General features: G+C 69.2%; 21 protein-coding genes and 4 pseudogenes. 7 read left to right on the top strand and 18 right to left on the bottom strand.

Annotated elements, in window-relative coordinates:
• From AC2W7C_RS01670 to sdhC, 8 genes are all read right to left on the bottom strand, one after another.
• The coding region (locus tag AC2W7C_RS01670; protein ID WP_485999880.1) for a hypothetical protein at positions 1–476 on the bottom strand (476 nt) is incomplete at its 3' end.
• A gap of 149 nt (positions 477–625) precedes the next feature.
• Positions 626–946 carry a 2Fe-2S iron-sulfur cluster-binding protein gene (locus AC2W7C_RS01665; protein ID WP_485999879.1) on the bottom strand — a complete coding sequence of 107 codons (321 nt, stop codon included), beginning with the start codon at positions 944–946 and terminating at the stop codon, positions 626–628.
• A gap of 51 nt (positions 947–997) precedes the next feature.
• The gene (locus tag AC2W7C_RS01660; protein WP_485999878.1) at positions 998–1,813 is read right to left on the bottom strand and encodes a trypsin-like peptidase domain-containing protein; all 816 of its coding nucleotides are present in this window, start codon (positions 1,811–1,813) and stop codon (positions 998–1,000) included.
• Positions 1,810–2,163 (bottom strand): gamma-glutamylcyclotransferase family protein, encoded by a 354-nt coding sequence (locus AC2W7C_RS01655; RefSeq protein ID WP_485999877.1) that lies wholly within the window; start codon positions 2,161–2,163, stop codon positions 1,810–1,812. The genes AC2W7C_RS01660 and AC2W7C_RS01655 overlap by 4 nt, the downstream gene beginning before the upstream one ends.
• Before the next feature lies 1 nt (position 2,164).
• Positions 2,165–2,968: a succinate dehydrogenase iron-sulfur subunit gene (locus AC2W7C_RS01650; protein WP_485999876.1), complete on the bottom strand. Its 804-nt coding sequence runs from the start codon at positions 2,966–2,968 to the stop codon at positions 2,165–2,167.
• Between the two features lie 2 nt (positions 2,969–2,970).
• The gene (gene sdhA / locus AC2W7C_RS01645; RefSeq protein WP_485999875.1) at positions 2,971–4,755 is read right to left on the bottom strand and encodes a succinate dehydrogenase flavoprotein subunit; all 1,785 of its coding nucleotides are present in this window, start codon (positions 4,753–4,755) and stop codon (positions 2,971–2,973) included.
• A gap of 3 nt (positions 4,756–4,758) precedes the next feature.
• Complete coding sequence (gene sdhD, locus AC2W7C_RS01640; RefSeq protein ID WP_485999874.1) at positions 4,759–5,163, bottom strand: succinate dehydrogenase, hydrophobic membrane anchor protein; 405 nt, start codon at positions 5,161–5,163, stop codon at positions 4,759–4,761.
• On the bottom strand, positions 5,160–5,618 hold the full coding sequence (gene sdhC, locus AC2W7C_RS01635; protein WP_485999873.1) for a succinate dehydrogenase, cytochrome b556 subunit: 459 nt from the start codon (positions 5,616–5,618) through the stop codon (positions 5,160–5,162). Before sdhC ends, sdhD begins: the two co-directional genes overlap by 4 nt.
• Positions 5,619–5,850: 232 nt before the next feature.
• Between sdhC and AC2W7C_RS01630 the strand changes: the two genes are divergently transcribed.
• A complete protein-coding gene (locus tag AC2W7C_RS01630; RefSeq protein WP_485999872.1) occupies positions 5,851–6,402 on the top strand; it encodes a hypothetical protein in 552 nt (183 codons plus the stop codon).
• On the opposite strand, the gene AC2W7C_RS01625 is transcribed toward AC2W7C_RS01630, so the two are convergent.
• Together AC2W7C_RS01625 and AC2W7C_RS01620 are read right to left on the bottom strand one after the other, a co-directional pair.
• Positions 6,386–6,742 carry an HIT domain-containing protein gene (locus tag AC2W7C_RS01625; RefSeq protein WP_485999871.1) on the bottom strand — a complete coding sequence of 119 codons (357 nt, stop codon included), beginning with the start codon at positions 6,740–6,742 and terminating at the stop codon, positions 6,386–6,388. The two genes, AC2W7C_RS01630 and AC2W7C_RS01625, sit on opposite strands and share 17 nt — an antisense overlap.
• A gap of 114 nt (positions 6,743–6,856) precedes the next feature.
• Positions 6,857–7,741, bottom strand: coding sequence for an SIMPL domain-containing protein (locus AC2W7C_RS01620; RefSeq protein ID WP_485999870.1), 885 nt, complete (start codon positions 7,739–7,741; stop codon positions 6,857–6,859).
• Between the two features lie 232 nt (positions 7,742–7,973).
• Here AC2W7C_RS01620 and AC2W7C_RS01615 point away from each other — a divergent pair, with 232 nt between their 5' ends.
• Together AC2W7C_RS01615 and ahpD are read left to right on the top strand one after the other, a co-directional pair.
• Positions 7,974–8,528 carry a peroxiredoxin gene (locus AC2W7C_RS01615; protein ID WP_485999869.1) on the top strand — a complete coding sequence of 185 codons (555 nt, stop codon included), beginning with the start codon at positions 7,974–7,976 and terminating at the stop codon, positions 8,526–8,528.
• 202 nt (positions 8,529–8,730) lie between these two features.
• Positions 8,731–9,264, top strand: a complete 534-nt coding sequence (gene ahpD / locus AC2W7C_RS01610) for an alkylhydroperoxidase, AhpD family (RefSeq protein WP_485999868.1) — start codon at positions 8,731–8,733, stop codon at positions 9,262–9,264.
• Positions 9,265–9,443: 179 nt separating this feature from the next.
• Here the strand turns inward: ahpD and AC2W7C_RS01605 are convergent, their stop codons facing one another.
• The gene (locus AC2W7C_RS01605) at positions 9,444–9,731 is read right to left on the bottom strand and encodes a LytTR family DNA-binding domain-containing protein (protein WP_485999881.1); all 288 of its coding nucleotides are present in this window, start codon (positions 9,729–9,731) and stop codon (positions 9,444–9,446) included.
• A gap of 621 nt (positions 9,732–10,352) precedes the next feature.
• Here AC2W7C_RS01605 and AC2W7C_RS01600 point away from each other — a divergent pair.
• Positions 10,353–10,985, top strand: coding sequence for a DUF2306 domain-containing protein (locus tag AC2W7C_RS01600; protein ID WP_485999867.1), 633 nt, complete (start codon positions 10,353–10,355; stop codon positions 10,983–10,985).
• Here the strand turns inward: AC2W7C_RS01600 and AC2W7C_RS01595 are convergent.
• On the bottom strand, positions 10,942–11,487 hold the full coding sequence (locus AC2W7C_RS01595; RefSeq protein ID WP_485999866.1) for a hypothetical protein: 546 nt from the start codon (positions 11,485–11,487) through the stop codon (positions 10,942–10,944). The two genes, AC2W7C_RS01600 and AC2W7C_RS01595, sit on opposite strands and share 44 nt — an antisense overlap.
• A 72-nt stretch (positions 11,488–11,559) precedes the next feature.
• Positions 11,560–12,411 (bottom strand): glutamate racemase, encoded by an 852-nt coding sequence (locus AC2W7C_RS01590; RefSeq protein ID WP_485999865.1) that lies wholly within the window; start codon positions 12,409–12,411, stop codon positions 11,560–11,562.
• A gap of 110 nt (positions 12,412–12,521) precedes the next feature.
• Here AC2W7C_RS01590 and AC2W7C_RS01585 point away from each other — a divergent pair.
• Positions 12,522–14,704: pseudogene (locus AC2W7C_RS01585) on the top strand (M3 family metallopeptidase).
• 109 nt (positions 14,705–14,813) lie between these two features.
• Here AC2W7C_RS01585 and AC2W7C_RS01580 read toward each other — a convergent pair.
• The 5 genes and pseudogenes from AC2W7C_RS01580 to AC2W7C_RS01560 all read right to left on the bottom strand — a co-directional run bounded on the left by AC2W7C_RS01580 (position 14,814) and on the right by AC2W7C_RS01560 (position 18,467).
• Positions 14,814–15,134, bottom strand: a complete 321-nt coding sequence (locus AC2W7C_RS01580) for a UrcA family protein (protein ID WP_485999864.1) — start codon at positions 15,132–15,134, stop codon at positions 14,814–14,816.
• A gap of 186 nt (positions 15,135–15,320) precedes the next feature.
• The gene (locus AC2W7C_RS01575) at positions 15,321–15,620 is read right to left on the bottom strand and encodes a UrcA family protein (RefSeq protein ID WP_485999863.1); all 300 of its coding nucleotides are present in this window, start codon (positions 15,618–15,620) and stop codon (positions 15,321–15,323) included.
• 135 nt (positions 15,621–15,755) lie between these two features.
• A pseudogene (locus AC2W7C_RS01570) lies at positions 15,756–16,613 on the bottom strand (phosphoenolpyruvate carboxylase); the annotation flags it as partial.
• A 73-nt stretch (positions 16,614–16,686) separates the two neighbouring features.
• Positions 16,687–17,265, bottom strand: a pseudogene (locus AC2W7C_RS01565) (phosphoenolpyruvate carboxylase); the annotation flags it as partial.
• 29 nt (positions 17,266–17,294) lie between these two features.
• Positions 17,295–18,467, bottom strand: coding sequence for a phosphoenolpyruvate carboxylase (locus tag AC2W7C_RS01560; RefSeq protein WP_485999862.1), 1,173 nt, complete (start codon positions 18,465–18,467; stop codon positions 17,295–17,297).
• A gap of 309 nt (positions 18,468–18,776) precedes the next feature.
• Here AC2W7C_RS01560 and ffh point away from each other — a divergent pair.
• Positions 18,777–20,299: pseudogene (gene ffh, locus AC2W7C_RS01555) on the top strand (signal recognition particle protein).
• A gap of 27 nt (positions 20,300–20,326) precedes the next feature.
• Positions 20,327–20,737 (top strand): 30S ribosomal protein S16 (rpsP, locus tag AC2W7C_RS01550; RefSeq protein WP_485999861.1); only part of this gene is annotated, 411 nt, incomplete at its 3' end.

The following is a 20,737-nucleotide window of genomic DNA, read 5'->3' as shown; positions in this document are numbered from 1 at the left end:
TGGGCCGCGGCGGCCGCTGGGCCGGGTTCCAGGGTCAGGCCGGCCAGGGGGTCGATGTCGGCCAGGCCGAAGCCCGCCTCCTCCGCGGTGTCTTCGGGCGCCAGTCGGCCCAGCCGCCGCACCATCGCCAGGCAGCGCAGCAGATCCTTGAAATGCCCCAGCCGGCCCTCGTCCGCCGCCGAATGGGCGCGGGCCAGGATTTCGGCTGCGGCCGCCTCGGGCCGCTCGACGTCGAAGTCGAAGCGCACCAGCTGGGCCGGCGTCGGCCGCTCCGGGTCGGGCGCGAAACCCTCCGGCGCTTTTTTTCGCACCGTGTTCCGATAGAAGCCGCGTCGTCGCATCTGCGAACTCAGGGTGGTCTCGTGGATGCCCAGCTCGTTAGCGATCTGCTTGCCGGTGACGGTCCGGTCGTCGCGATAGCGGGGACCGATCACGGTCTCCCAGACCTCGTTGGTGAAGGCGCTCTGCTTGCTCATCCCTCCATTGTCGGAGGGCCGCTTCCCCCGGCGGGAAGATGATGCTGAGACAAGGTGTCGGGCCAGGGATTCCAGCGGCTTGGACGCGCGCGACAGGTCGGGAATCGGAAAATGTCCGGCGCCCGGGGGAAGCGGGGGACGGAAGGTCCCTAGTGCTGGTTTTCCGGCAGGCGGACGATCAGGCCGTCCAGATCGTCGGAAACCCGGATCTGGCAGGACAGGCGGCTGTTCGGCTGGACGTTCTCGGCGAAGTCCAGCATCGACTCCTCCATGGCGGAGGCGCGGCCGGTCTCGGCCTGGAAGGCCTCGTCGACATAGACGTGGCAGGTGGCGCAGGCGCAGGCGCCGCCGCAGTCGGCGTCGATGCCGGGCACGTTGTTGCGGATCGCGCCCTCCATGACGCTGAGGCCGTTCTTGACCTCGACCGAATGCTCGGTCCCGTCGTGCTCGATATAGGTGATCTTGGCCATGTCGGAGGGCTGCTAGCACACGTTCCGGAACGCGGAAACTCGGAGGCCGACTCAGGCTGCGCGCTGACCGGCCGCGTGGACGATGTCGCGGAGACATTGCAGGTTCCAGACCACGCCAACCTGCTGGTCGGGATCGTCCGTCTGCTGTTTCAGAAGGCGGCCGCTATAGACCCCGAGGAGGCGGCTGGTCCAGTTGCTGCCTATCGCCGACCCGTCGGAACGGATGAGGGTTTCGGCGTTATCGCGATAAGCCACCACCGATGATCCAGAGGACCCGCCCGCGACGGACCCGCGGATCAAAAACCGGGGAAGGCCGTGTTGGTGGTCCGCCAACGGGGTCTCGAGCTTGCATTGGATCCATTGCGCGAAGAAGGCGAAATCCGCTTCTCCGCCCTTGTAGCCGATCGCCGTGACGGGATCCCCGGGACCGACCGTGAAGTCGTCGATGTCGTCGAGCATGGCCCCGAAACAGCGCGCCTGGGGCGGCCGGTGGAATTCGAGGGCGACGACGTCGACCTGCGAGCCCAGCGCGGGATGCTCGGTCCACAACGGCGTTCCCTCTTCATCGTACAGGGGCTCGCCGTGCACGTACCAGTCTTGCCCCAGCCTCGAAGAGGGCAGCACGATCGCGAGCTGATCCGGCGCCCGCCCGTGCCTGTCCTGAATGAAGCCCGTGTGCTGGTCGACGCCTGTCACAACGTGCCGGTTCGTGACCAAGAACCACCTGCCCCGGTCGCTGACCGCGAAACAGGTCGCCGAGTTCAGCTTCTGCCCCTTGAACTGAGGCTGGACATAGAAGGTGGTCATCGTCGCCCAGTTGATGAGAACGGGCGACGCTTCAGCCGAGGGGACGAGCGCCTCCGTCACCGATCGACCGCCACATACACCCAGGCGTCCAGGCCCGAAGCCAGTTGCACGCTGACGCGGCGGTAGTCATCCACCTCGTAGGCGTCGGCGGCCTCGAGCTCCGCCGGCGTGATCCGGAAAACCGTTCCCGCGACCCGGTCGGCCGGGTCGGTGCTGGGGCGCACGATCGGATGGCGAGTCAGGCCGCTCTCGGCGATCACCTCGGGATCGACGATCTGGACCCAGTCGGTGCGGAAGCCCGGCAGGGCGTCGGGCGTCCCGTCGAGCCGGCGGCCGAAGTTGGCGTGCTGGACAGCCGGATCCTGGAGCGTCCCGTAGGAGAACAGCAGGACCTCGGCCGCGTCCGTCACGTCAGGCCGCCGCCGGGGTCTTCTTGCGCGAGGGAGAGACCATCAGCTTCTTGGTCTCGGCGATCGCCTTGGCCGGGTTCAGGCCCTTCGGGCACACCTGGGCGCAGTTCATGATGGTGTGGCAGCGGTAGAGCTTGAACGGGTCTTCCAGGTCGTCCAGGCGCTTGTCCGTGGCGTCGTCCCTGGAGTCGGCGATCCAGCGGTAGGACTGCAGCAGGGCCGCCGGCCCCAGGTACTCGGTCTGGTTCCACCAGTAGCTGGGGCAGGAGGTCGAGCAGCAGGCGCACAGGATGCACTCGTACAGGCCGTCCAGCTTGGCGCGCTCCTCGGGCGACTGCAGCCGCTCCTTCTCCGGGTCCGGAGTATCGGACTGCAGCCAGGGCTGGATGGAGTCGTACTGGGCGTAGAACAGGCTGAGGTCCGTCACCAGGTCCTTGACCACCGGCTGGTGGGGCAAGGGCGCGATGGCGATGGTCGAGGACGCGCACTCGTCCATGCCCTTGGTGCAGGCCAGCGCGTTGCGGCCGTCGATGTTCATCGAGCACGAGCCGCAGATGCCCTCGCGGCACGAGCGCCGGAAGGTCAGGGTCGGGTCGATCTCGTTCTTGATGTGGATCAGGGCGTCCAGCAGCATCGGCCCGTGCGCGTCGGCCGATACCTCGTAGACGTCCCAGCGCGGGTCGGCGTCGACCTCGGGGTCGTAGCGATAGACCTTGTAGGTCTTGACGTTCTTGGCGCCGGCCGGGGCCTTGTGGACCTTGCCGGAGGTGGGCTTGGAGCCGCGGGGGAGGGTGAGCTGGACCATGATCAGTAAACCCGCGCCTTGGGCTCGATGTACGCGACCTCGTCGGACATCGTGTATTTGTGGACCGGACGGTAGTCGATCTTCACCTGGTCGCCCGGGGTCTTCCAGGCCAGGGTGTGCTTCATCCAGTTCACGTCGTCGCGGTCCGGGAAGTCCTCGCGGGCATGGGCGCCGCGGCTCTCGGTGCGGTTCAGCGCGCCCTCGATGGTGACCAGCGCCTGGTCGATCAGATTGTCGTACTCCAGCGTCTCGACCAGGTCGGTGTTCCAGATCAGGCCGCGGTCGGTGGTCTTGATGTCCGCGCCCTGAGCGTGGATGGCGCGCAGCTTGGCGACGCCCTCCTCCAGGGTCTTGCCGGTGCGGAACACCGCCGCGTCCGACTGCATGGCCCTTTGCATCTCCACCCGCAGCTTGGCCGTCGGGGTCGAGCCGTTGGCGTTCCGGAAGCGATCCAGACGGGCCAGGTGGCCGTCGGTCGTGGCGGCCGGGGCGTCCGGGACCTTGGCGGCTTTGTCGACGATCTCGCCGGCGCGCAGGCCCGCGGCGCGGCCGAACACCACCAAGTCGGTCAGGGAGTTCGAACCCAGGCGATTGGCGCCGTGCACCGAAACGCAGGCCGCCTCGCCCACGGCCATCAGGCCGGGCACGACCGAGTCCGGGTTCCCGTCGCGCAAGGTCAGAACCTCGCCGTGATAGTTCGTGGGGATGCCGCCCATGTTGTAGTGGACGGTCGGCAGGACCGGGATCGGCGCCTTGGTGACGTCGACGCCGGCGAAGATCTTGGCCGACTCCGAGATGCCCGGCAGGCGCTCGTGCAGGATGGCCGGGTCCAGGTGGTCCAGGTGCAGGAAGATGTGGTCCTTGTTCGGACCGACGCCGCGCCCCTCGCGGATCTCGATGGTCATGGAGCGGCTGACCATGTCGCGGGGGGCGAGGTCCTTCACGGTCGGCGCATAGCGCTCCATGAAGCGCTCGCCTTCCGAGTTGGTCAGGTAGCCGCCTTCGCCGCGCGCGCCCTCGGTGATCAGGCAGCCGGCGCCGTAGATGCCGGTCGGGTGGAACTGGACGAACTCCATGTCCTGCAGCGGCAGGCCGGCGCGCAGCACCATGGCGTTGCCATCGCCGGTGCAGGTGTGGGCCGAGGTGGCCGAGAAGTAGGCGCGGCCGTAGCCGCCGGTGGCCAGGATGACCAGCTTGGCGCGGAAGCGGTGCAGGGTTCCGTCGTCCAGCTTGAGCGCGGTCAGGCCGGTGCAGGCGCCGTCCTGCATGATCAGGTCGAGGCCGAAATACTCAATGAAGAACTCGACCTCGCGACGGACCGACTGGCCGTACAGAGTATGCAGGATGGCGTGGCCGGTGCGGTCGGCGGCGGCGCAGGTGCGCTGCACCGGGCCCTCGCCGAAGTTCCGGGTCATGCCGCCGAAGGCGCGCTGGTAGATCGTGCCCGCGTCGGTGCGCGAGAAGGGCACGCCCCAGTGCTCCAACTCGTAGACGGCCTTGGGCGCGTTGCGGACCAGGTATTCGATGGCGTCCTGGTCGCCCAGCCAGTCCGACCCCTTGACGGTGTCGTACATGTGCCACTGCCAGTGGTCCTCGCCCATGTTGCCCAGCGAGGCGGAGATGCCGCCCTGGGCCGCGACGGTGTGCGAACGGGTCGGGAAGACCTTGGTGACGCAGGCGACCTTCAGCCCCTGCTGGGCGGCGCCGAGCGCGGCGCGCAGGCCCGAGCCGCCCGCGCCCAGGACGACGACGTCATATTCGTGATCGACGAATTCGTAAGCGGCCACCGATCAGGCTCCGAAACCGGCCGGAAGCGGGGCCGAGCCCAGCGCCAGGCGCACGATGAAGAAGACGCCGGCCGCCGCCAGCAGAAGGCACAGCGCGCCGATGAAGACCAGCAGGGCCGTGCGCGACGACGGCTTGTGGATGTAGTCGTCGACGATGACCTTCAGGCCCATGTTCATGTGCCAGACGCTGACCAGGAGGGTGAGCCCCAGCAGGACGGCGTTGACCGGGCCGCGGAACCAGTCGGCGGCGCCGTCGTATCCGGAGCCGGAGAGCGTCCAGGCGCTCCACAGACCCCACAGGGCCAGCGGGATCAGGGTCAGGGAGGACAGGCGCTCGGCCTTCCACTCGCCGGCGCCGTGGCGCTCGGAGACCTTCACGTTCTTCACGAAGCGGACGGGCTTGCTCACAGGACCACCTTTCCGCTGGCGAACAGAACGGCCCAGAAGCCGACGGCGATGACGACGGCGGCGACGATGCTGGCCCAGGTCAGCTGGTCGGCGGCCTTGGGCGACAGGCCCGAGCCGGCGTCCCAGATCAGGTGCCGTACGCCCGAGGTCAGGTGGTAGGCGGCGGCGCAGGTGAGCCCGAACCAGACCAGCAGCCCCAGCGGCGAGCCCATGACGCCGGCGTAGGCCGCATAGGCCTCGGGGCCGAAGGCGGCGGCGGCCAGCCAGGCGGCGACGAACAGCGCGCCGACCGACAGGGCTCCCGCCGCGACGCGGTTCAGGATCGACCCGGTCATGGTGATGTGGAAGCGCCAGACCTGGAGATGGGGCGAAAGCGGGCGGACGCGGCCGTTGGGCTGCTTCACGAACCGGCCGGTCTGATCGGTCGCCGGATCGTTGGAGGCGTCGCCCGGCAAGGGAGAGCTCGTCATAATGCGAATGGTTCTCAAAAACCCGAAGGAAATCAGGCGCTCGAAATCGGTGATCTGGCTTTAGTCAGCACGGGCGGGGGGGTCAACGCGGCCAAGGTCGATGAGGCGATTCCGTTCGTCCTCGGGCGGCGTGAGCACCGATCACGCCGGAATCACGAATTCGTCTGTGACCTGCATGCACTAGCCGAGCGCGCGTGCTCGCGGCAGCCTTCCTTTCATGTCGGGGTTCATCGTCGCCGCCTTCGCGGGCCTGCTGGCGCAGCAGGCCGCGCCGCATCCGTCCACGCTGCGTCTGTACGAGGCGCCGGCGATCCGGCCGTTCGAGCCGCCGTCCGACTTCGGGCGGGAGGCGGCCCAGGGGGACGGGGAGACCGAGACGCATCGCCGGCCGATCGAGGCGCCCGTCACCGTCGACGCCTATGCGCGGTCCTACGAGTTCTCGCCGGACGACACCGAAGCGGCCTACGACCAGGGCGTCGCCTCCGCGGAGATCCGCGTCGACCAGACCGCGGGTGCGCTGGACGGGATCTGGCGGGTCGCAGACGCGCGGGGTCAGGCGCTGTTCGGCCTGGCGCTCAGCGACCGGGGCGGGCTGGTGGAGGGTGGCTGGCGCGGCGAGGCCGGCGCCGGTGCGGCCACGGCGGACGGCCACACGCTGACCCTGGAGGGAATGGGCGTCCTGAGGCTGGAAGCGTCGGGCGCCGGTTGGCGCGGCATGCTGACGGCGGGGGGCCGCGAACGGGCGGTGACGGTCAGCCGGCCTGACTGACGCGGGCGCGGGACACTTCGGCCTGGAGAGCATTCCCATAGGGTATGGCCTGACCCCGGCCCCAGATCGGATCCGGCCAAAGGCCGTCGTCGTGACGGCGGCCGACGACATGCACGTGAAGCTGGGCGGTGACGTTGCCGAGGGCCGCGACGTTCAGCTTCTGCACCGGCCGGAAGGCCGCCTCCCCCAGCGCCCGCACGACGTCCCCGGCGCGCACGACCTCCTCCACCAGAAGGGCGCGCTCGGCCTGGGACAGGTCCTCGATCTCGTGCAGCCCTTCCCGGCGGGGAATGAGGATCAGCCAGGGGAACGGGCGTCGTCCTGCAGGCGGACCTGGCACAGGTCCCAGTCGCAGACGACGACGGAGCCGGCGTCGAAGGCGGGGTCGGCTTTGAAGGTCGAGGCCATGACGCCTCGGTCGCGCGATGCGGCCGAAGCGTCAAGCGGCGCCGTTTCAGCCCAGGCCGTAGACCACGCAGGCGCGATCGGTCAGCTCGCGCAAGGGCGGCTGCAACGCTAGGCGCGCCGCCTCGATCTGGGCCTCGGTGGGGCCGGCGCCTTCCGCGGCCGGCGGAGGAGGGGGCGCGGGCGCGATCATGTAGCTGGCCCGGGCCGAGAACGAATCCTCGACGGTGGTCGCCTGCTCCTCGCCGCCGCCGTACGACGGCCAGCCGGCCAGGACGTCGGTCTCGCAGGCCCGGCCGGTGGGGTCGATGACGCGAACGCCGCCGAGGGTGGTTCCGGCGTTGGAGGCCGCCTCGCGCGCGCGCCGCGCCGCGTCCTTGACCGCCTCGCCCTGGAGCCAGGTCTTCATGGCGTTCTCGGGGTCGAGGCTGAAGGAGACGTTGCCGACCGCCGTCGGCTGCGAGGCGGTGACGGTGGCGTAAACGCGCTCCAGAACCGAGATGTCGCGGATGGTGATCGAGACGGCGGCGTCGGCCTGGTAGCGTTCGATGCGGTCGGCGCGGACGTTGTCGCGCAGGACGCCGTTCTCGTCGCGGTACTGGTCGTAGAGGGGCCGGGTGGTGATGCTGGTCTCGACGCGGACCTTATCGACGCCATAGGCGGCCAGCGCCTGGCTGAGAGCGCGGACCTGGTCGGCGGCCTTGCGCGACGCCTCGGCGGCGCTGCGGTCGATGGACTGGAAGCTGGCCCCGAAAGCGGCCCGGTTGGCGGGGACTTCGGTCCGGACGTAGCCGACCGAGGCGATCACCGGATCGCGCATCCACCAAGGCGCGGGCACGTAGCGCTCGCCGACAACGGCGGGTGGGGTCTGGGCCGCGGCGACCGACGGAAGGGCGGCGGCGGCGATCAGGAGAACGGCGGTCAAACGGCGCATCGGGAAACTCCTTTGAGGACTTCCGAAGCCTGGGCGTATCGCCGGTCGCCGTAAAGCACCGGCAGGGTTTCGTCAGGATGGGGCGGGACTATGGCGACGATAGATATTATCGATCGTGATTAGCGTTTTCCAATCATTGACTTTGTGCACTGCACGCGGCATTTCGCGGTCGCGGCGCCGCTCCCTCGGCGCTTCCAAGTTCCCAACTCTGGACCCACCAAGGAGAACAGCGATGCTGGGCGTCGGTCAAAAACTGCCGGAATTCAAGATCATCGGCGTGAAGCCGGGCTTCAACAGCCACGAAGAGAACGGCGTGTCGGCGTTCGAGCCGATCACCAATGAGAGCTTCGAGGGCAAGTGGAAGGTGATCTTCTTCTACCCGAAGGACTTCACCTTCGTGTGCCCGACCGAGATCGCCGAGTTCGCGCGCCTGGGCAAGGACTTCGAGGACCGCGACACGGTGGTCCTGGGCGGATCGACCGACAACGAGTTCGTCAAGCTGGCCTGGCGCCGGGACCACGCCGACCTGTCGAAGCTGCCGATCTGGCAGTTCGCCGACAACGGCGGCAAGTTCGCCCGTGAACTGGGCGTTCTGAACGAGGAAGAAGGCGTCGCGCTCCGCGCCACCTTCGTGGTCGACCCGCACAACGTCGTGCAGCACGTCTATGTCACCAACCTGAACGTCGGCCGCGCGCCGGCGGACACGCTGCGCGTCGTCGACGCCCTGCAGACCGATGAGCTGTGCGCCTGCAACCGCCCGGTGGGCGGCGAGACGCTCGCCGCCTAAGGGCGGCCGACGGGGCTTGCGGAAGGCGGCGGTGTTCGCGCCGCCGCCTTTTCGCTGCTCGCTTAATTTTTGGGCGCTATCGGCCGCGACGCGGTCGCGGCCTGCTTGAGCGCAGACGCCGTGCGCCTATTTCCTTTACGCACAGATCGGGCTCAAGCAGCGAGCGGTCGCGCCGCGAGCGATAGCCCACCAGGAGCTAGACATGTCGATCGACGCGCTGCGCGAGCTCATTCCCGCCTATGGCAAGGACATCTCGCTGAATCTGTCTTCGCTGGCGTCCGAGACGGTGCTGAACGACCAGCAGAAATGGGGCTGTTTCGTCGCCTCGGCGCACGCCATCGGCGTCGGTCCCGTGGTGAAGGCGATCGAGGCTCAGGCCGCCGCGATCCTGACGCCCGAGGCGATGAACGCGGCCAAGGCCGCGGCCGCCATCATGGGCATGAACAACATCTACTACCGGTCGCTGCACCTGATGAAGAACCAGGAGTACACCTCCATCCCGGCCAAGCTGCGGATGAACGTGATCGGCAATCCGGGCGTCGAGAAGATGGATTTCGAGCTGTGGTCGACGGCGGTGTCGGCGATCAACGGCTGCGGCGCCTGCCTGGACGCCCACGAGGGCGAGCTGCGCAAGCATGGGGTGCCGGCCCTGCAGGTGCAGACGGCCCTGCGCATCGGCGCGGTGGTCCATGCGGCGAGCCGGATCGTCGCTTCGGAAACGGCGCTGGCGATCTAGGGTCAATCGACATTCAAACCCGTCATTCCCGGCCCTGTGCCGGGAATCCATGAACACGAAAGGCGGAGGTCGAGACCTCCAGGGCGCCAGTCGCGATCATGGATGGCCGGGACAAGCCCGCCCATGACGGAAAGCAAGGGTTCGAGAGGCGAAGGCTATCGACTGAATGTCGATTGAACCTAGGCCGGCGCCCCCGCCCGAGGCGCGGCCCAGTCGGTTTCCTTCAGGGCGGCGGCGTAGGTCCGGCTGACCGGCGCCGCCGATCCGTCGGCCAGTCTCAGTTCGCCTCGCCCGCCTTTCCAGCAGGCGGTCTCCACGGCCGAGCGGGCCACCCACCAGGAGCGGTGCGTGCGGAAGCCGTCCGCGCCGGCCAGGGCGCCCAGGGCGTCCCCGAACCGCATCAACACCAGGTCCGACCCGGCGTCGGTGCGGATGCGCAGGTAGTGGTCCTCGGCCTCGACGGCGATGAGGCGGGCCCTGGCCAGCCGCGGCGGCAGCTTGGCCCGGATCGCGTGGGGCGCGACGCCGTCCGGGGGCGCGGCCTTGGGCGCCGCCGCGAACGCCGACCCGCACCAGCCAGGCCAGGCCGACGATGGCGACGTTGACGGTCAGGACGCTGGGCATGGTCGAGAGGATCTTCTCGGGCCTGAAGGCGACGCTCCACAGCAGGGTGGGCAGGCAGGCGACCCACAGCGAAATCGGCGGGGTCATGGCCGCCAACTGGGCCAGGACGAACAGGACGGGCGGCCCGGAAGGCGGGCGGCGACCCAGGGCTCGATAAGGGCGGCGATGGCCCGCCCCCGATCAGGGCGAACTGCCAATAGAGATAGCGGTGAAGCGTCGGCACGCCCTCGCTGTCGTAGGCCGAGATGGCCGCCAGGAAGAGGCCGAAGAGCGACAGTCCGAAGATCTCGACCGCGCCGGACCGGCCCAGCCGCACCCGCCCCAGGCTTCGTTTCAGTTCGACCGCCGACACGCGCGCTCCGTTCACGAAACGGGCCGCCCCGTTCACGAAACGGAAGCTGCACGGTGCGGCGGGACGGTTCAAGCGGGCCGTCGCTTTTCCGTGAGGTTCGACGATGCGACGCGTGGTCACGACGGCCGGCTTCGGCCTGATGCTTCTGCTCTGCCTGACGACGGCGCTGTTCAGCGCCCGCTTCCTATTTCCCGATCCGGTCCTGGCCGACAGCATGGCGCCGCACCTGGAGGCCCGACCTTTCATCTTCCTGACGCACGTCGTCGGCGGGGTCACGGCCCTGGCGCTCGGATCCCTCCAGCTTGTCACCTGGCGCGGCCCCCGGCGGACCTGGCACAGGGTCGCGGGCCGGGTCTACGTCTTCGCCTGCCTGCTTGGCGCCGTGGCGGGTTTCGGCCTCGCCGCGACCACGCCGGCGGGGGCCGGTGGCGGGCGCGGGGTTCGGCCTGCTGGCGGCGGCCTGGTTCGGGACCACGACGCTGGCGTGGCGCAAAGCGGTCGCGGGCGAATTCGCCAGCACCGCCGGTGGATGATCCGCAGCCTGTCGCTGACTTTCGCGGCGGTGACGCTGCGGATCATGATCCCGCTCTCGCCGCTGACGGGCGTGGACTTCCCGACGGCCTACCAGGCCATCGCCTTCCTGTGCTGGGTCCCCAACCTGCTCGCGATCGAGCTGTGGCTCAGGCTGCAGGGGTGGGAGGCTACGCCTCCGGCGCCTCGGGCCCGTAATGGATATACCGGGTGAAGCGGCTGAACTGGTCCTGCATGACCGCGTCGACGCCGTCGGCGTAGGCGCCCAGGCCACGCCCGCGGACGACGTAGGTCATCACGACGTCCCAGCCGGCGCCGCCTGCGCCGCCGGTCCAGCCGATGCTCCAGTCAGCCCGGTCGGCCTTGCCCTTGAGCGGCCCAAGAGCGGCGTCGATCAGCACCCCGGTCTCCGGATCGTATTCGTAGACGCTGCCGTGCTCGAAGGTCGACCCGTCGGGCATGGCCTCGCAGAAGCAGGTCCCGGGATCGAGCGAGAGATGCAGATTGTGGGAATCGCCGCTGTAGGTGTGGGCGGGATTCCACCAGCTCCCGATGTCCTCGAGCGCGGCGACCAGGTCTTCCTGCGTGGTCTCCACGGTCGTGACGTAGCGCAGGACGAAGTGGTCGGCGCTGCGTTCGACGACCTCGGCCGCGACGGGGCCGGCGGCCGTCAGGGCGATCGCGGCGACGGCGCCGGCGAGCAGGGATTTGAACATGGTCGGTCCTCCCGGCGTCATGGGGCGACGAACGACGTTCGGCGTCAAGCCCCGCCTTCGATCCGGGCCCGCTCAGGCCGGTTGGAAGGTCAGCGGGGCGCCCCAGAACTGGCTGACCAGTTCCGACTGCGGGCCCGGCTTGCCGCTGGTCAGGAAGTCGCGCCGGCCGGAGCCGCCGAGCGCGTATTCGGGATGGCGTTCGAAATAGCGCTCCAGGGCGTCGGCGACGGCGGAAGGCTGGTGGATCAGGGCCGTGCCGGGCGGCAGGGCCGCGGCGAAGACCTCGGCGACGATCTCGTAGTGGGTGCAGCCCAGGATGGCCTTGTCGGGATGGCGGCCGATCCGGCGGCGCAGGGCGTCGACGTGATCCCTGACCACGACCTCCAGCTCCTCGGCCGGGGCGCCGAGCTCGATCAGCCCGGCCAGGCCGGGACAGGGCTCGGAGAAGACCGCCAGGTCCTCGCGGCGCTTGTCGATCTCGATCTCGTAGACCCGGCTCATGGCCGTGGCCGCCGTGCAGAAGACGCCGGTGATGTCGATGGCCTCGACCTTGTCCCCGCGTCGCTCGGCCTCGTAGGTCCAGGGCAGGCCGGTGGCGGCCTCGATGGTCGGGACGATGATGCCCAGCACATTGACCGGGCGGCCGTGCCGCTCGCGGGCCTCGGGCACCCAGGTCTGCTGGAGGCGGCGAAGCGCGATGGCGGAAGCGGTGTTGCAGGCCAGGACGATGACGTTGGCCCCGGCCTGGAACAGCCTTTCGCAGCCGGCCCGGGTCAAGTCGACGATCTCCTCGCCGCCGCGGCCGCCATAGGGGGCGTTGGCCTGGTCGGCCAGATAGACGAAGTCCCGCTCGGGGAACCGTCGGGTCAGTTCGCGGTGGACCGTCAGCCCGCCGACACCGGAGTCGAATACGCCAATCGCCATGGGCGGGGCTTTAGACGGCGCGCCCTCCGACGTCCATGGCCGAAGATTACAGCCCTGTCATGTGACGCCGGGCGGACGAGGGCCTAGGTTCCCCGGAACGATGGGCGCAGATGGAGTTTCCCCGTGCACAGACGACACCTTCTCATTGCTGGAGGCAGCTTCATGGCGCTCTCGGGCGTGGCCTCGACGGGCCTGGCGATGACCGGCGGCGCGGCGCGTCCGCCGCCACCCTGGCCGAGGACGCGCGCGTCGCCCGCGCCGTCCTGCCGGTGCAGACGCCCCGTGCGGAGCTGCTGCAGCCCTGGACGGCCGTACGGCGCGTGCCCCCGTGGGATAAGGTGACGGCCGCCAAGCTGCGTGAGGCCCTGATCGAGGGCATCGAACTGCAGCGCGCCGACTACAACGCCATCGCCAACAACCCCGAGGCGCCGACCTTCGCCAACACCTTGGTCGCCATGCAGATGGCGGGCGAGCCGCTGGACCTGGCCGGTTCGATCTACGGGGTGATGACCTCCAACATCGGCTCGGACGACTACAACGCCGTCGACACGGAAGTGTCGCCCCTGCTGTCGGCTGCGTCCGACGAGATCAGCTTCAACGAGAAGCTGTTCCAGCGCGTGAAGACCGTCGCCGACAACGCCGACGCCATGGGCCTGGACGCCCAGCAGAAGCGGATCGCCGTGCGCAGCCGCGACAGCTTCATCCGTTCGGGCGCGGCGCTGGACGCCGCCGGCAAGGCCGAGCTGGGCCGGATCAACACCGCGCTCGCCAACGCCTTCACCGCCTTCAGCCAGAAGGTGGTCAACGACGAGAAGACCTGGACGGTCATTCCGACCGAGGCGGGCATGGCCGGCATGCCGGCGTCCAACAAGGCCGCCGCCGCCGCGGCCGCCCGATCGCGCAATCTGCAGGGCTGGGTGATCGTCAACACCCGCTCGAGCGTGGACCCGTTCCTGACCTTCGCCGACGACCGGGACCTGCGCGAACAGGTGTGGCGCAAGTTCGTCAACCGGGGCGACAACGGCGACGCCAACGACACCAATGCGACCATCGCCGAGATCGTGGCCCTGCGTCAGCAGCGGGCCCGCCTGCTGGGCTACAACAACCACGCCGAACTGCGGATGCAGGACACCATGGCCAAGACCCCGGCCGCGGCGTTCGATCTGATGAACCGCGTCTGGGCGCCGGCCAAGGCCCGGGTGGCCGAGGAGGTCGCCGACATGCGCGCGATCGCCGGCCACGACATCGAGCCGTGGGACTATCTGTACTACGCCGAGAAGGTCCGGAAGCAGAAGTACGACCTGGATCAGAACGAGCTGAAGCCGTACTTCGAGCTGAACAACGTCCGCGCCGGCTCGTTCGAGATGGCGCGTCGGCTGTACGGCTTCACCTTCGACAAGCTGGCCGAAGGGACCGTGCCGGTCTGGCATCCGGACGTGGTGGTCTACGAGGTCAAGGACGCGGGGCGTCCGATCGGGCTCTACTATGCCGACGACTACGCCGGCCGGGCAAGCGCTCGGGCGCCTGGATGACGACCTACCGATCGCATTCGACATTCGACGGACCGAAGAACACGCTCGGCTCGAACAACAACAATTTCATCAAGGCGGAGGGCGGCGAGCCGATCCTGATCTCTCTGGACGACGCGGAGACCCTGTTCCACGAGTTCGGCCACACCCTGCACGCCTATTCGTCGACGGTGGTCTACCCGGCCCTGGGCGGCACCCCGCGGGACTTCGTGGAGTATCCGTCCCAGGTGCACGAACACTGGGTGCTGACCCGTCCGATCCTGGACGGCTATCTGAAGCACGCGGTGACCGGACAATCGATGCCGCAGGCCCTGATCGACAAGGTCGAGGCGGCGGCCACGTTCAACCAGGGCTATGCGACGGTCAGCTATCTGTCGTCGGCGCTGGTCGACATGGACCTGCATACCCAGGCGACGCCGCCGACCGACATCGACGCTTTCGAGAAGGCGTCGCTGGAGCGGTACGGCATGCCCAAGGAGATCGTGATGCGGCACCGCCTGCCGCAGTTCAATCACCTGTTCACCTCGGACGCCTATTCAGCCGGCTATTACTCGTACCTGTGGTCCGAGACGATGGACGCCGACACCTGGGCTTATTTCGAAGAGTCGGGCGACGTGTTCAACCCGGATATCGCGCGCCGCTTCAAGGAGATCATGTTGGCCCCAGGCAACACCGTGGACCGCGCCGAGGCCTATCGCGCCTTCCGCGGTCGTGATCCGGACGTCCGGGCGCTGCTGAAGGTGCGCGGCTTCCCGACGTCCTAGACGCGCGGCGCTCGAAGAGGCTCAATGACCCCTTCGAACGGCCGCCGACGATTGAAAGACGAGGGCCGGCGGATGCGAATCCGCCGGCCTTCCCTTGCCCGTAACCGGATCACGCCAGCCAGGCGGGCGAGACCATGGCCTGGAGGCCGTCGCGACGGCGAGCCCGGGCGTAGTCGTCCTGACGGGACTGCGGCAGTTGGCGAACGGCTTCACGCTGGATCTGTCGGACGCAGACCGCGCTGGGGGTCCTGCGCGACGCCGTCGTGCAGGCTTCACGGGCGGCGGCGGCCACCCGAGCGTCGAACGCCGCCGCGCCGGCGGGCGTCGACAGGTCCAGGCCATCCGGAGAGACGCGGATGCTGTCCTGGGCCGCGGCCGAGCCGGCGGTCAGAAGCGTGAAGGCGGCGAGGGAAATCAGGGTTCTGGTCATCGGAACATCTCCAGTCGCGGGAGTGGCGACGACAAGCCAATGATAGGCATAGGTGACGTCCGCCAGACGGCGACCGTGATGATTCCGTGACTTCAGGGTGAGAATGGCAAAGCCAACAACAAGGTAAGCTTATGTCGAGGCACGGGAGCCGCCCGGCAGGGACGCGGACGGCTCCCGTCCGCTCGCTCAGACCGTAAGGGGCGTACGGCTGAGGGCGTAGTCGGCCCGCACGGCCTCGGGCAGCGCACGGACCGCTTCGGACTGGACGGCGGCGCGGCAAAGCGCCCGGTCGCTGACGTTGCTGCCCGTGCGCCGGCTGTCGCGGCATATCTTGCGCGCGGCGGCCTCGATCCGGGCGTCGAACGCGGCGGCGCCGGCCGCGGTCGTCAAATCCAGGTCGCTCCAGGCGATCCGGGCCTCCTGGGCGGAGGCGGATCCGGCGGCGGCGAGAACGAGGGCGGCGGTCAGAGAAGCGAGAATCTTCATGGCGGTCTCCTGGGAACGCTTTGGTCGCTCGGGGGCGGCGACGAGGCGGGAGATGCGCCCGGGCTGTTTCAACAGCGTGAGGGTTCGGCGGCGAAATCGAGACCCTGGATTAATTCGCCGACACGTGAGCGGCGATCACCCGCTGTTTCGCAGCCCGGCGGCCACCCCGTTCAGCGCCAGGAGAATGCCTTCCCGGACGCGGGGATCGTCGTCGCCGGCCCGGCGGCGGCGGATCAACTCGACCTGGACGTGGTTCAGGGGCTCCACATAGGGCATGCGCAACCGGATCAGCCGGTCCAGCTCGGGCTGTCCCCCCAGAAGGGCGTCCTGGTCGGTGATCGCCAGCACCGCCGCCTCGGTCCGGTCCCACTCGGCCAGGATGGCGGCGAAGATCCGATCCGCCAGGGCCCTGTCGGGGACCAGGCCGGCGTAGCGGCGGGCGATGGTCATGTCGGCCTTGGCCATGACCATCTCCATGTTCTGCACCAGGGTGCGGAAGAAGGGCCAGTCGCGGTGCATGGCCCGCAGCTCCTCGACCTCCAGGCCGGCCACGGCCGAGCCGAAGCCGAACCAGCCGGGCAGCATGACGCGGCTTTGGCTCCAGCTGAACACCCAGGGGATGGCGCGCAGGTCCTCGATGGCGGTCGAGGCGGTGCGCGACGCCGGCCGGGAGCCGATCTTCAGGTCGGCGATCTCGGCGATCGGGGTCGCGGCGCGGAAATAGTCGACGAAGCCGTCCGTGTCGTAGACCAGCGCCCGGTAGGCGGCCATCGAGGCTTTCGACAGCCGGTCCATGGTCGGTCCGTGCCGCGCCGTCAGCTCGGCGTCCGGCGGCGGGGCCAGGGAGGCCAGGAGGACGCCGCTGGTCAGGGCGTCCAGGTTCCGGCGCGCGACTTCGGGCTCGCCGTACTTGTTGGCGATGACCTCGCCCTGCTCGGTGACGCGGATGCGGCCCTGGACCGTGCCCTGCGGCTGGCCCAGGACGGCGGCGAAGCTGGAGCCGCCGTCCCCGGCCCACGGCCCCGCCCCGGCCGTGGAACAGCTGAAGCCTGAGCCCGGCGGCGTCGGTGACCTGAAGCAGGGCCCGCGAGGCCTGGTGGAGCTCCCAGGTGGAGGTCAGGTAGGAGCCGTCCTTGTTGGAGTCGGAATAGCCGATCATCACCTCCTGGACCCCGCGCGCCCGGGCGACCGCGCGGGCGGAGGGCTCGGCCAGCAGGCGCTCCAGGGTCGGCCGGGACGCCCGCAGGTCGCCGATGGTCTCGAACAGGGGCGCGGCCTGGATCGGGCAGGCCTCAGGCTGTTCGGGCCGGTAGAGACCGACTTCCTTCATCAGCAGATAGACTTCCAGAAGGTCGGAGGCCGCGTCGGTCTTGGAGACGATGTGGGTGCGGATCGCCTGGGAACCGAACAGCGCGAGCGTCCGGGCCGCGGCCTGCAGGATGGCGCGTTCCTTCAGCGTCTCCTCGGCATAGGTCTCGAAGGGGTTGAACAGCAGGCGGCCCGAGGCGAGTTCGCTGGAAAGCAAGGACAGCCGGCGCTCCTCGTCCAGGGCCGCGTAGTCCGCACAGACGCCGGCGACGCGCAGCAGGTCGGCGACGACGCGCTCGTGCACGTCCGCGTTCTGCCTCAGGTCCAGCGTGGCCATGTGGAAGCCGAATACGTCGGCGGCGGTGATCAGCCGAGCGAGACGGTCGTCGGCGAAGACGCCGCGTGATGGGCCGACAGGCTGTCCTGGATGACGCGCAAGTCCTCGCGGAAGGCGTCGGGGCCGTCGTAGGGCGAGGCCGCGAACTGGGCCGCGAGCGGGGCGGGCTGGCCGGTGAGCAGGGGGTGGGTCGCCGCGAGCCGGGCGTAGACGTGGCTCAGCACCCGGCGGTAGGGCTCGTCGGCGCGATGCGGCGAGACGTCTCCGGAAGCCTCGGCCAGGGCGGCGAGCCTGGGCGAGACCTCGGCCAGGGAGGCCGACAGGCTGAGCTCGGCGCCCAGGGCGTTCACCTCCTCCAGATAGAAGCGCAGGACCGCGCGGGCCTGGCTGCGGAAGGCGGCGCTCAGCACCTCGCCGTCGACGTTGGGATTGCCGTCGCGGTCGCCGCCGACCCAGGTGCCGATGCGGATGAAGGGCTCCAGGTCCGGCGCGTCCAGACGCCTGCGCCAGTCGGCCAGCTGGGCCGGAACGACGTGCAGGAAGACCCGCTCCAGGAAGGAGACGACGGTATCGATCTCGTCCTGCACCTTCAGACCGGTCTGGCGGGCCAGGCGCGTGGCCCACAGGATGGTGGTCTGGCGGCGCAGGGCGGCGTTGCGGGCGTCCAGATCGCAGGCCGCGCCGTTCTGGTCGCATACGTCCAGCAGATCCGAGACGGCGGCGATCCGGTCGATGACGCTCTTGCGCCGCACCTCGGACGGGTGGGCGGTCAGGACCGGCGAGATCAGGGCGCCGGCCAGCAGATCCCGGGCCTCGGCGTGGGACCGTCCGGCGGCGGCGAGCCGCTGCAACGCGCCTTCGGGGGTGTCGGGGCGCGCCTCCTGACCGGTCTGGGCCAGGATCGTCTGGCTCTGCGCCCGGCGCTTGCCGGCGCGGTCCTCGGCGACGTTGGCCAGCAGGGAGAAGACCGCGAAGCCGTGGGCCAGGCCGACCGCCTGATCCAGGCTGAGCTCGCCTAGCAGGGTCTCCAGACGTTCGGCGTCGACGGAGCCGGCGTCGCGGTGCCAGGCGACCGAGACCCGCCGCACGGCTTCGATGCGGTCATAGAGCTCGCGGCCGCCTTCGTCGCGAATGACCTCGCCCAACAGGCCGCCCAGCAGGCGGACGTCGTCGCGCAACCGGTCGTCGGCGGCAGGGCTCATCGTCTTGTCTCGCAGCGGGGAGGCTGGGACAGGCACCGTATCAGGGGTTTCCAGCTTGGCCATCGCAAACGACAACGCTGAAACCAGACGTGCGGTCCCACGGATCGAGGGCGCCCTGTTCGCTCACGAGTCGACAACCGCGCGACTTTCCTTCATAAGCCGCCGCTTCCGACGCAAGTGAACCTCGCGTCTCCACCTGCACGACCCCGGTTTCGACCGGACGAGGCAGGCGAGAACCCTCCGCCGACGTGATCGTCGCCGGGGGCCGTTGTCGTATGGAGCCGTTCACCCGTCGCCACGAGGTAGTGAATGTTCGAGGCTCTGAACGAGCGGCTGACAGGGGTCTTCGACCGGATCACCGGTCGCGGCGCCTTGTCCGAAAAGGACGTGGCCGAGGCGATGCGCGAAGTGCGCGTGGCCCTGCTCGAGGCCGACGTCGCCCTGCCCGTCGTCAAGGACTTCATCGCCTTCGCCACCGAGCGCGCCACCGGCGAGGAGGTCATCCGCGCGGTCAAGCCGGCCGATCAGGTCGTCAAGATCGTCTACGACGGCCTGGTCGAGATGCTGGGCGGCGAGGAACCGGTCCCCATCAATCTGAACGCCGCGCCGCCCGCCGTCGTGCTGATGGCCGGCCTGCAGGGCTCGGGCAAGACGACGACCTCGGCCAAGCTGGCGCTACGCCTGACCAAGTTCGACAAGAAGAAGGTCATGATGGCCTCGCTGGACACGCGTCGTCCGGCGGCCATGGAACAGCTGGAGACCCTGGGCCGGCAGATCGAGGTCGCCACCCTGCCGATCGTCAAGGGCGAGAGCGCGGTCCAGATCACCAAGCGCGCCCTGCAGTCGGCCAAGCTGCAGGGCTTCGACGTCCTGATCCTGGACACCGCCGGCCGGATCACCCTGGACGAGGCGCTGATGGCCGAGGTGGCGGAAGTCGCCGCCGCCTCCAAGCCGGTCGAGACCCTGTTGGTCGCCGACAGCCTGACCGGCCAGGACGCGGTGCGCACCGCCAAGGCCTTCCACGAACGCCTGCCGCTGACCGGCCTGGTCCTGACCCGCGCCGACGGCGACGGCCGCGGCGGGGCCATGCTGTCGATGCGGGCGGTCACCGGCCTGCCGATCAAGTATCTGGGCGCCGGCGAGAAGGTCGATGCGCTGGACGTGTTCGACGCCCGCCGCGTCGCCGGCCGCATCCTGGGTCAAGGGGACATCGTCGCCCTGGTCGAGAAGGCCAGCCAGGAGCTGGACCAGGCCAAGGCCGAGAAGATGGCCCGGAAGCTGGCCAAGGGGCAGTTCGACCTGGACGACCTGGCCGGCCAGCTGGCGCAGATGAAGCGCATGGGCGGGCTTCAAGGCATCATGGGCATGCTGCCCGGCGTGGCCAAGATGAAGGCCCAGATGGCCGACGCCAACATCGACGACCGGATGATCGCGCGCCAGGAAGCCATCATCAGCTCGATGACCAAGGCCGAGCGCAAGAAGCCCGACCTTCTGAACGCCAGCCGCAAGCGCCGGGTGGCGGCGGCGCCGGCGTCGAGGTCCAGGAGATCAACCGCCTGCTCAAGCAGCACCGGCAGATGGCCGACATGGTCAAGTCGCTGTCGCGCGGCGGGCCGAAGAAGATGCAGCAGATGGCCGCCATGCTGGGCGGTCTCGGCGGCGGCGGAATGGGCGGGCCGGACATGGCGCGCCTGAAGGCGATGGGCGGGGGCAAGATGCCCGAGCCCAGCGCCGACGAATTGAAAGCCCTCCAGGACCGCATGGCGTCCCTGGGCGGCGGACAACTTCCGGGGGGCCTTCCGGGCCTGCCGGGCTTCCCTCCCAAGAAATAAGACTTCGACTTTAGAAAGAGACTGACAATGCTGAAGATTCGTCTGGCCCGCGGCGGCGCCAAGAAGCGCCCCTACTACTACATCGTCGTCGCCGACTCGCACGCTCCGCGCGACGGCAAGTTCATCGAGCGCGTGGGCTCCTACAACCCGATGCTGCCGCGTGACGGCGAGCAGAAGCGCGTCGTCCTGAAGGCCGACCGTATCGCCGAATGGCTGGGCAAGGGCGCCCAGCCGACCGACCGCGTCGCCCGCTTCCTGTCGCAGGACGAAGCGCTGGCCGGCAAGGTGAAGTGGGTCCAGGGCAACAACCCGAACAAGGCGCAGCCGGGCAAGAAGGCCCAGGAACGCGCCGCCGAGCGCGCCCAGCGCGAAGCCGACCGCGCCGAGGCCGAAGCCGCCGCCAAGGTGGAAGCCGCCGAAGCCGCCCAGCGCGCCAAG

The organism is Brevundimonas sp. CURTG3B2_SDJG, assembly GCF_057364705.1.
The sequence above is the reverse complement of the archived record's forward strand: the minus strand, read 5'-3'. Positions and strand labels throughout refer to the sequence as shown.

Excerpts from the sequence above, each read along its gene's own strand:
- ahpD (WP_485999868.1), top strand. The coding sequence starts at position 8,731 with ATGTCGATCGACGCGCTGCGCGAGCTCATTCCCGCCTATGGCAAGGAC.
- AC2W7C_RS01560 (WP_485999862.1), bottom strand. The coding sequence starts at position 18,467 with ATGAGCCCTGCCGCCGACGACCGGTTGCGCGACGACGTCCGCCTGCTG.
- AC2W7C_RS01595 (WP_485999866.1), bottom strand. The coding sequence starts at position 11,487 with ATGTTCAAATCCCTGCTCGCCGGCGCCGTCGCCGCGATCGCCCTGACG.
- AC2W7C_RS01620 (WP_485999870.1), bottom strand. The coding sequence starts at position 7,741 with ATGCGCCGTTTGACCGCCGTTCTCCTGATCGCCGCCGCCGCCCTTCCG.
- AC2W7C_RS01665 (WP_485999879.1), bottom strand. The coding sequence starts at position 946 with ATGGCCAAGATCACCTATATCGAGCACGACGGGACCGAGCATTCGGTC.
- AC2W7C_RS01650 (WP_485999876.1), bottom strand. The coding sequence starts at position 2,968 with ATGGTCCAGCTCACCCTCCCCCGCGGCTCCAAGCCCACCTCCGGCAAG.
- AC2W7C_RS01575 (WP_485999863.1), bottom strand. The coding sequence starts at position 15,620 with ATGAAGATTCTCGCTTCTCTGACCGCCGCCCTCGTTCTCGCCGCCGCC.
- AC2W7C_RS01630 (WP_485999872.1), top strand. The coding sequence starts at position 5,851 with ATGTCGGGGTTCATCGTCGCCGCCTTCGCGGGCCTGCTGGCGCAGCAG.
- AC2W7C_RS01580 (WP_485999864.1), bottom strand. The coding sequence starts at position 15,134 with ATGACCAGAACCCTGATTTCCCTCGCCGCCTTCACGCTTCTGACCGCC.
- AC2W7C_RS01590 (WP_485999865.1), bottom strand. The coding sequence starts at position 12,411 with ATGGCGATTGGCGTATTCGACTCCGGTGTCGGCGGGCTGACGGTCCAC.
- AC2W7C_RS01615 (WP_485999869.1), top strand. The coding sequence starts at position 7,974 with ATGCTGGGCGTCGGTCAAAAACTGCCGGAATTCAAGATCATCGGCGTG.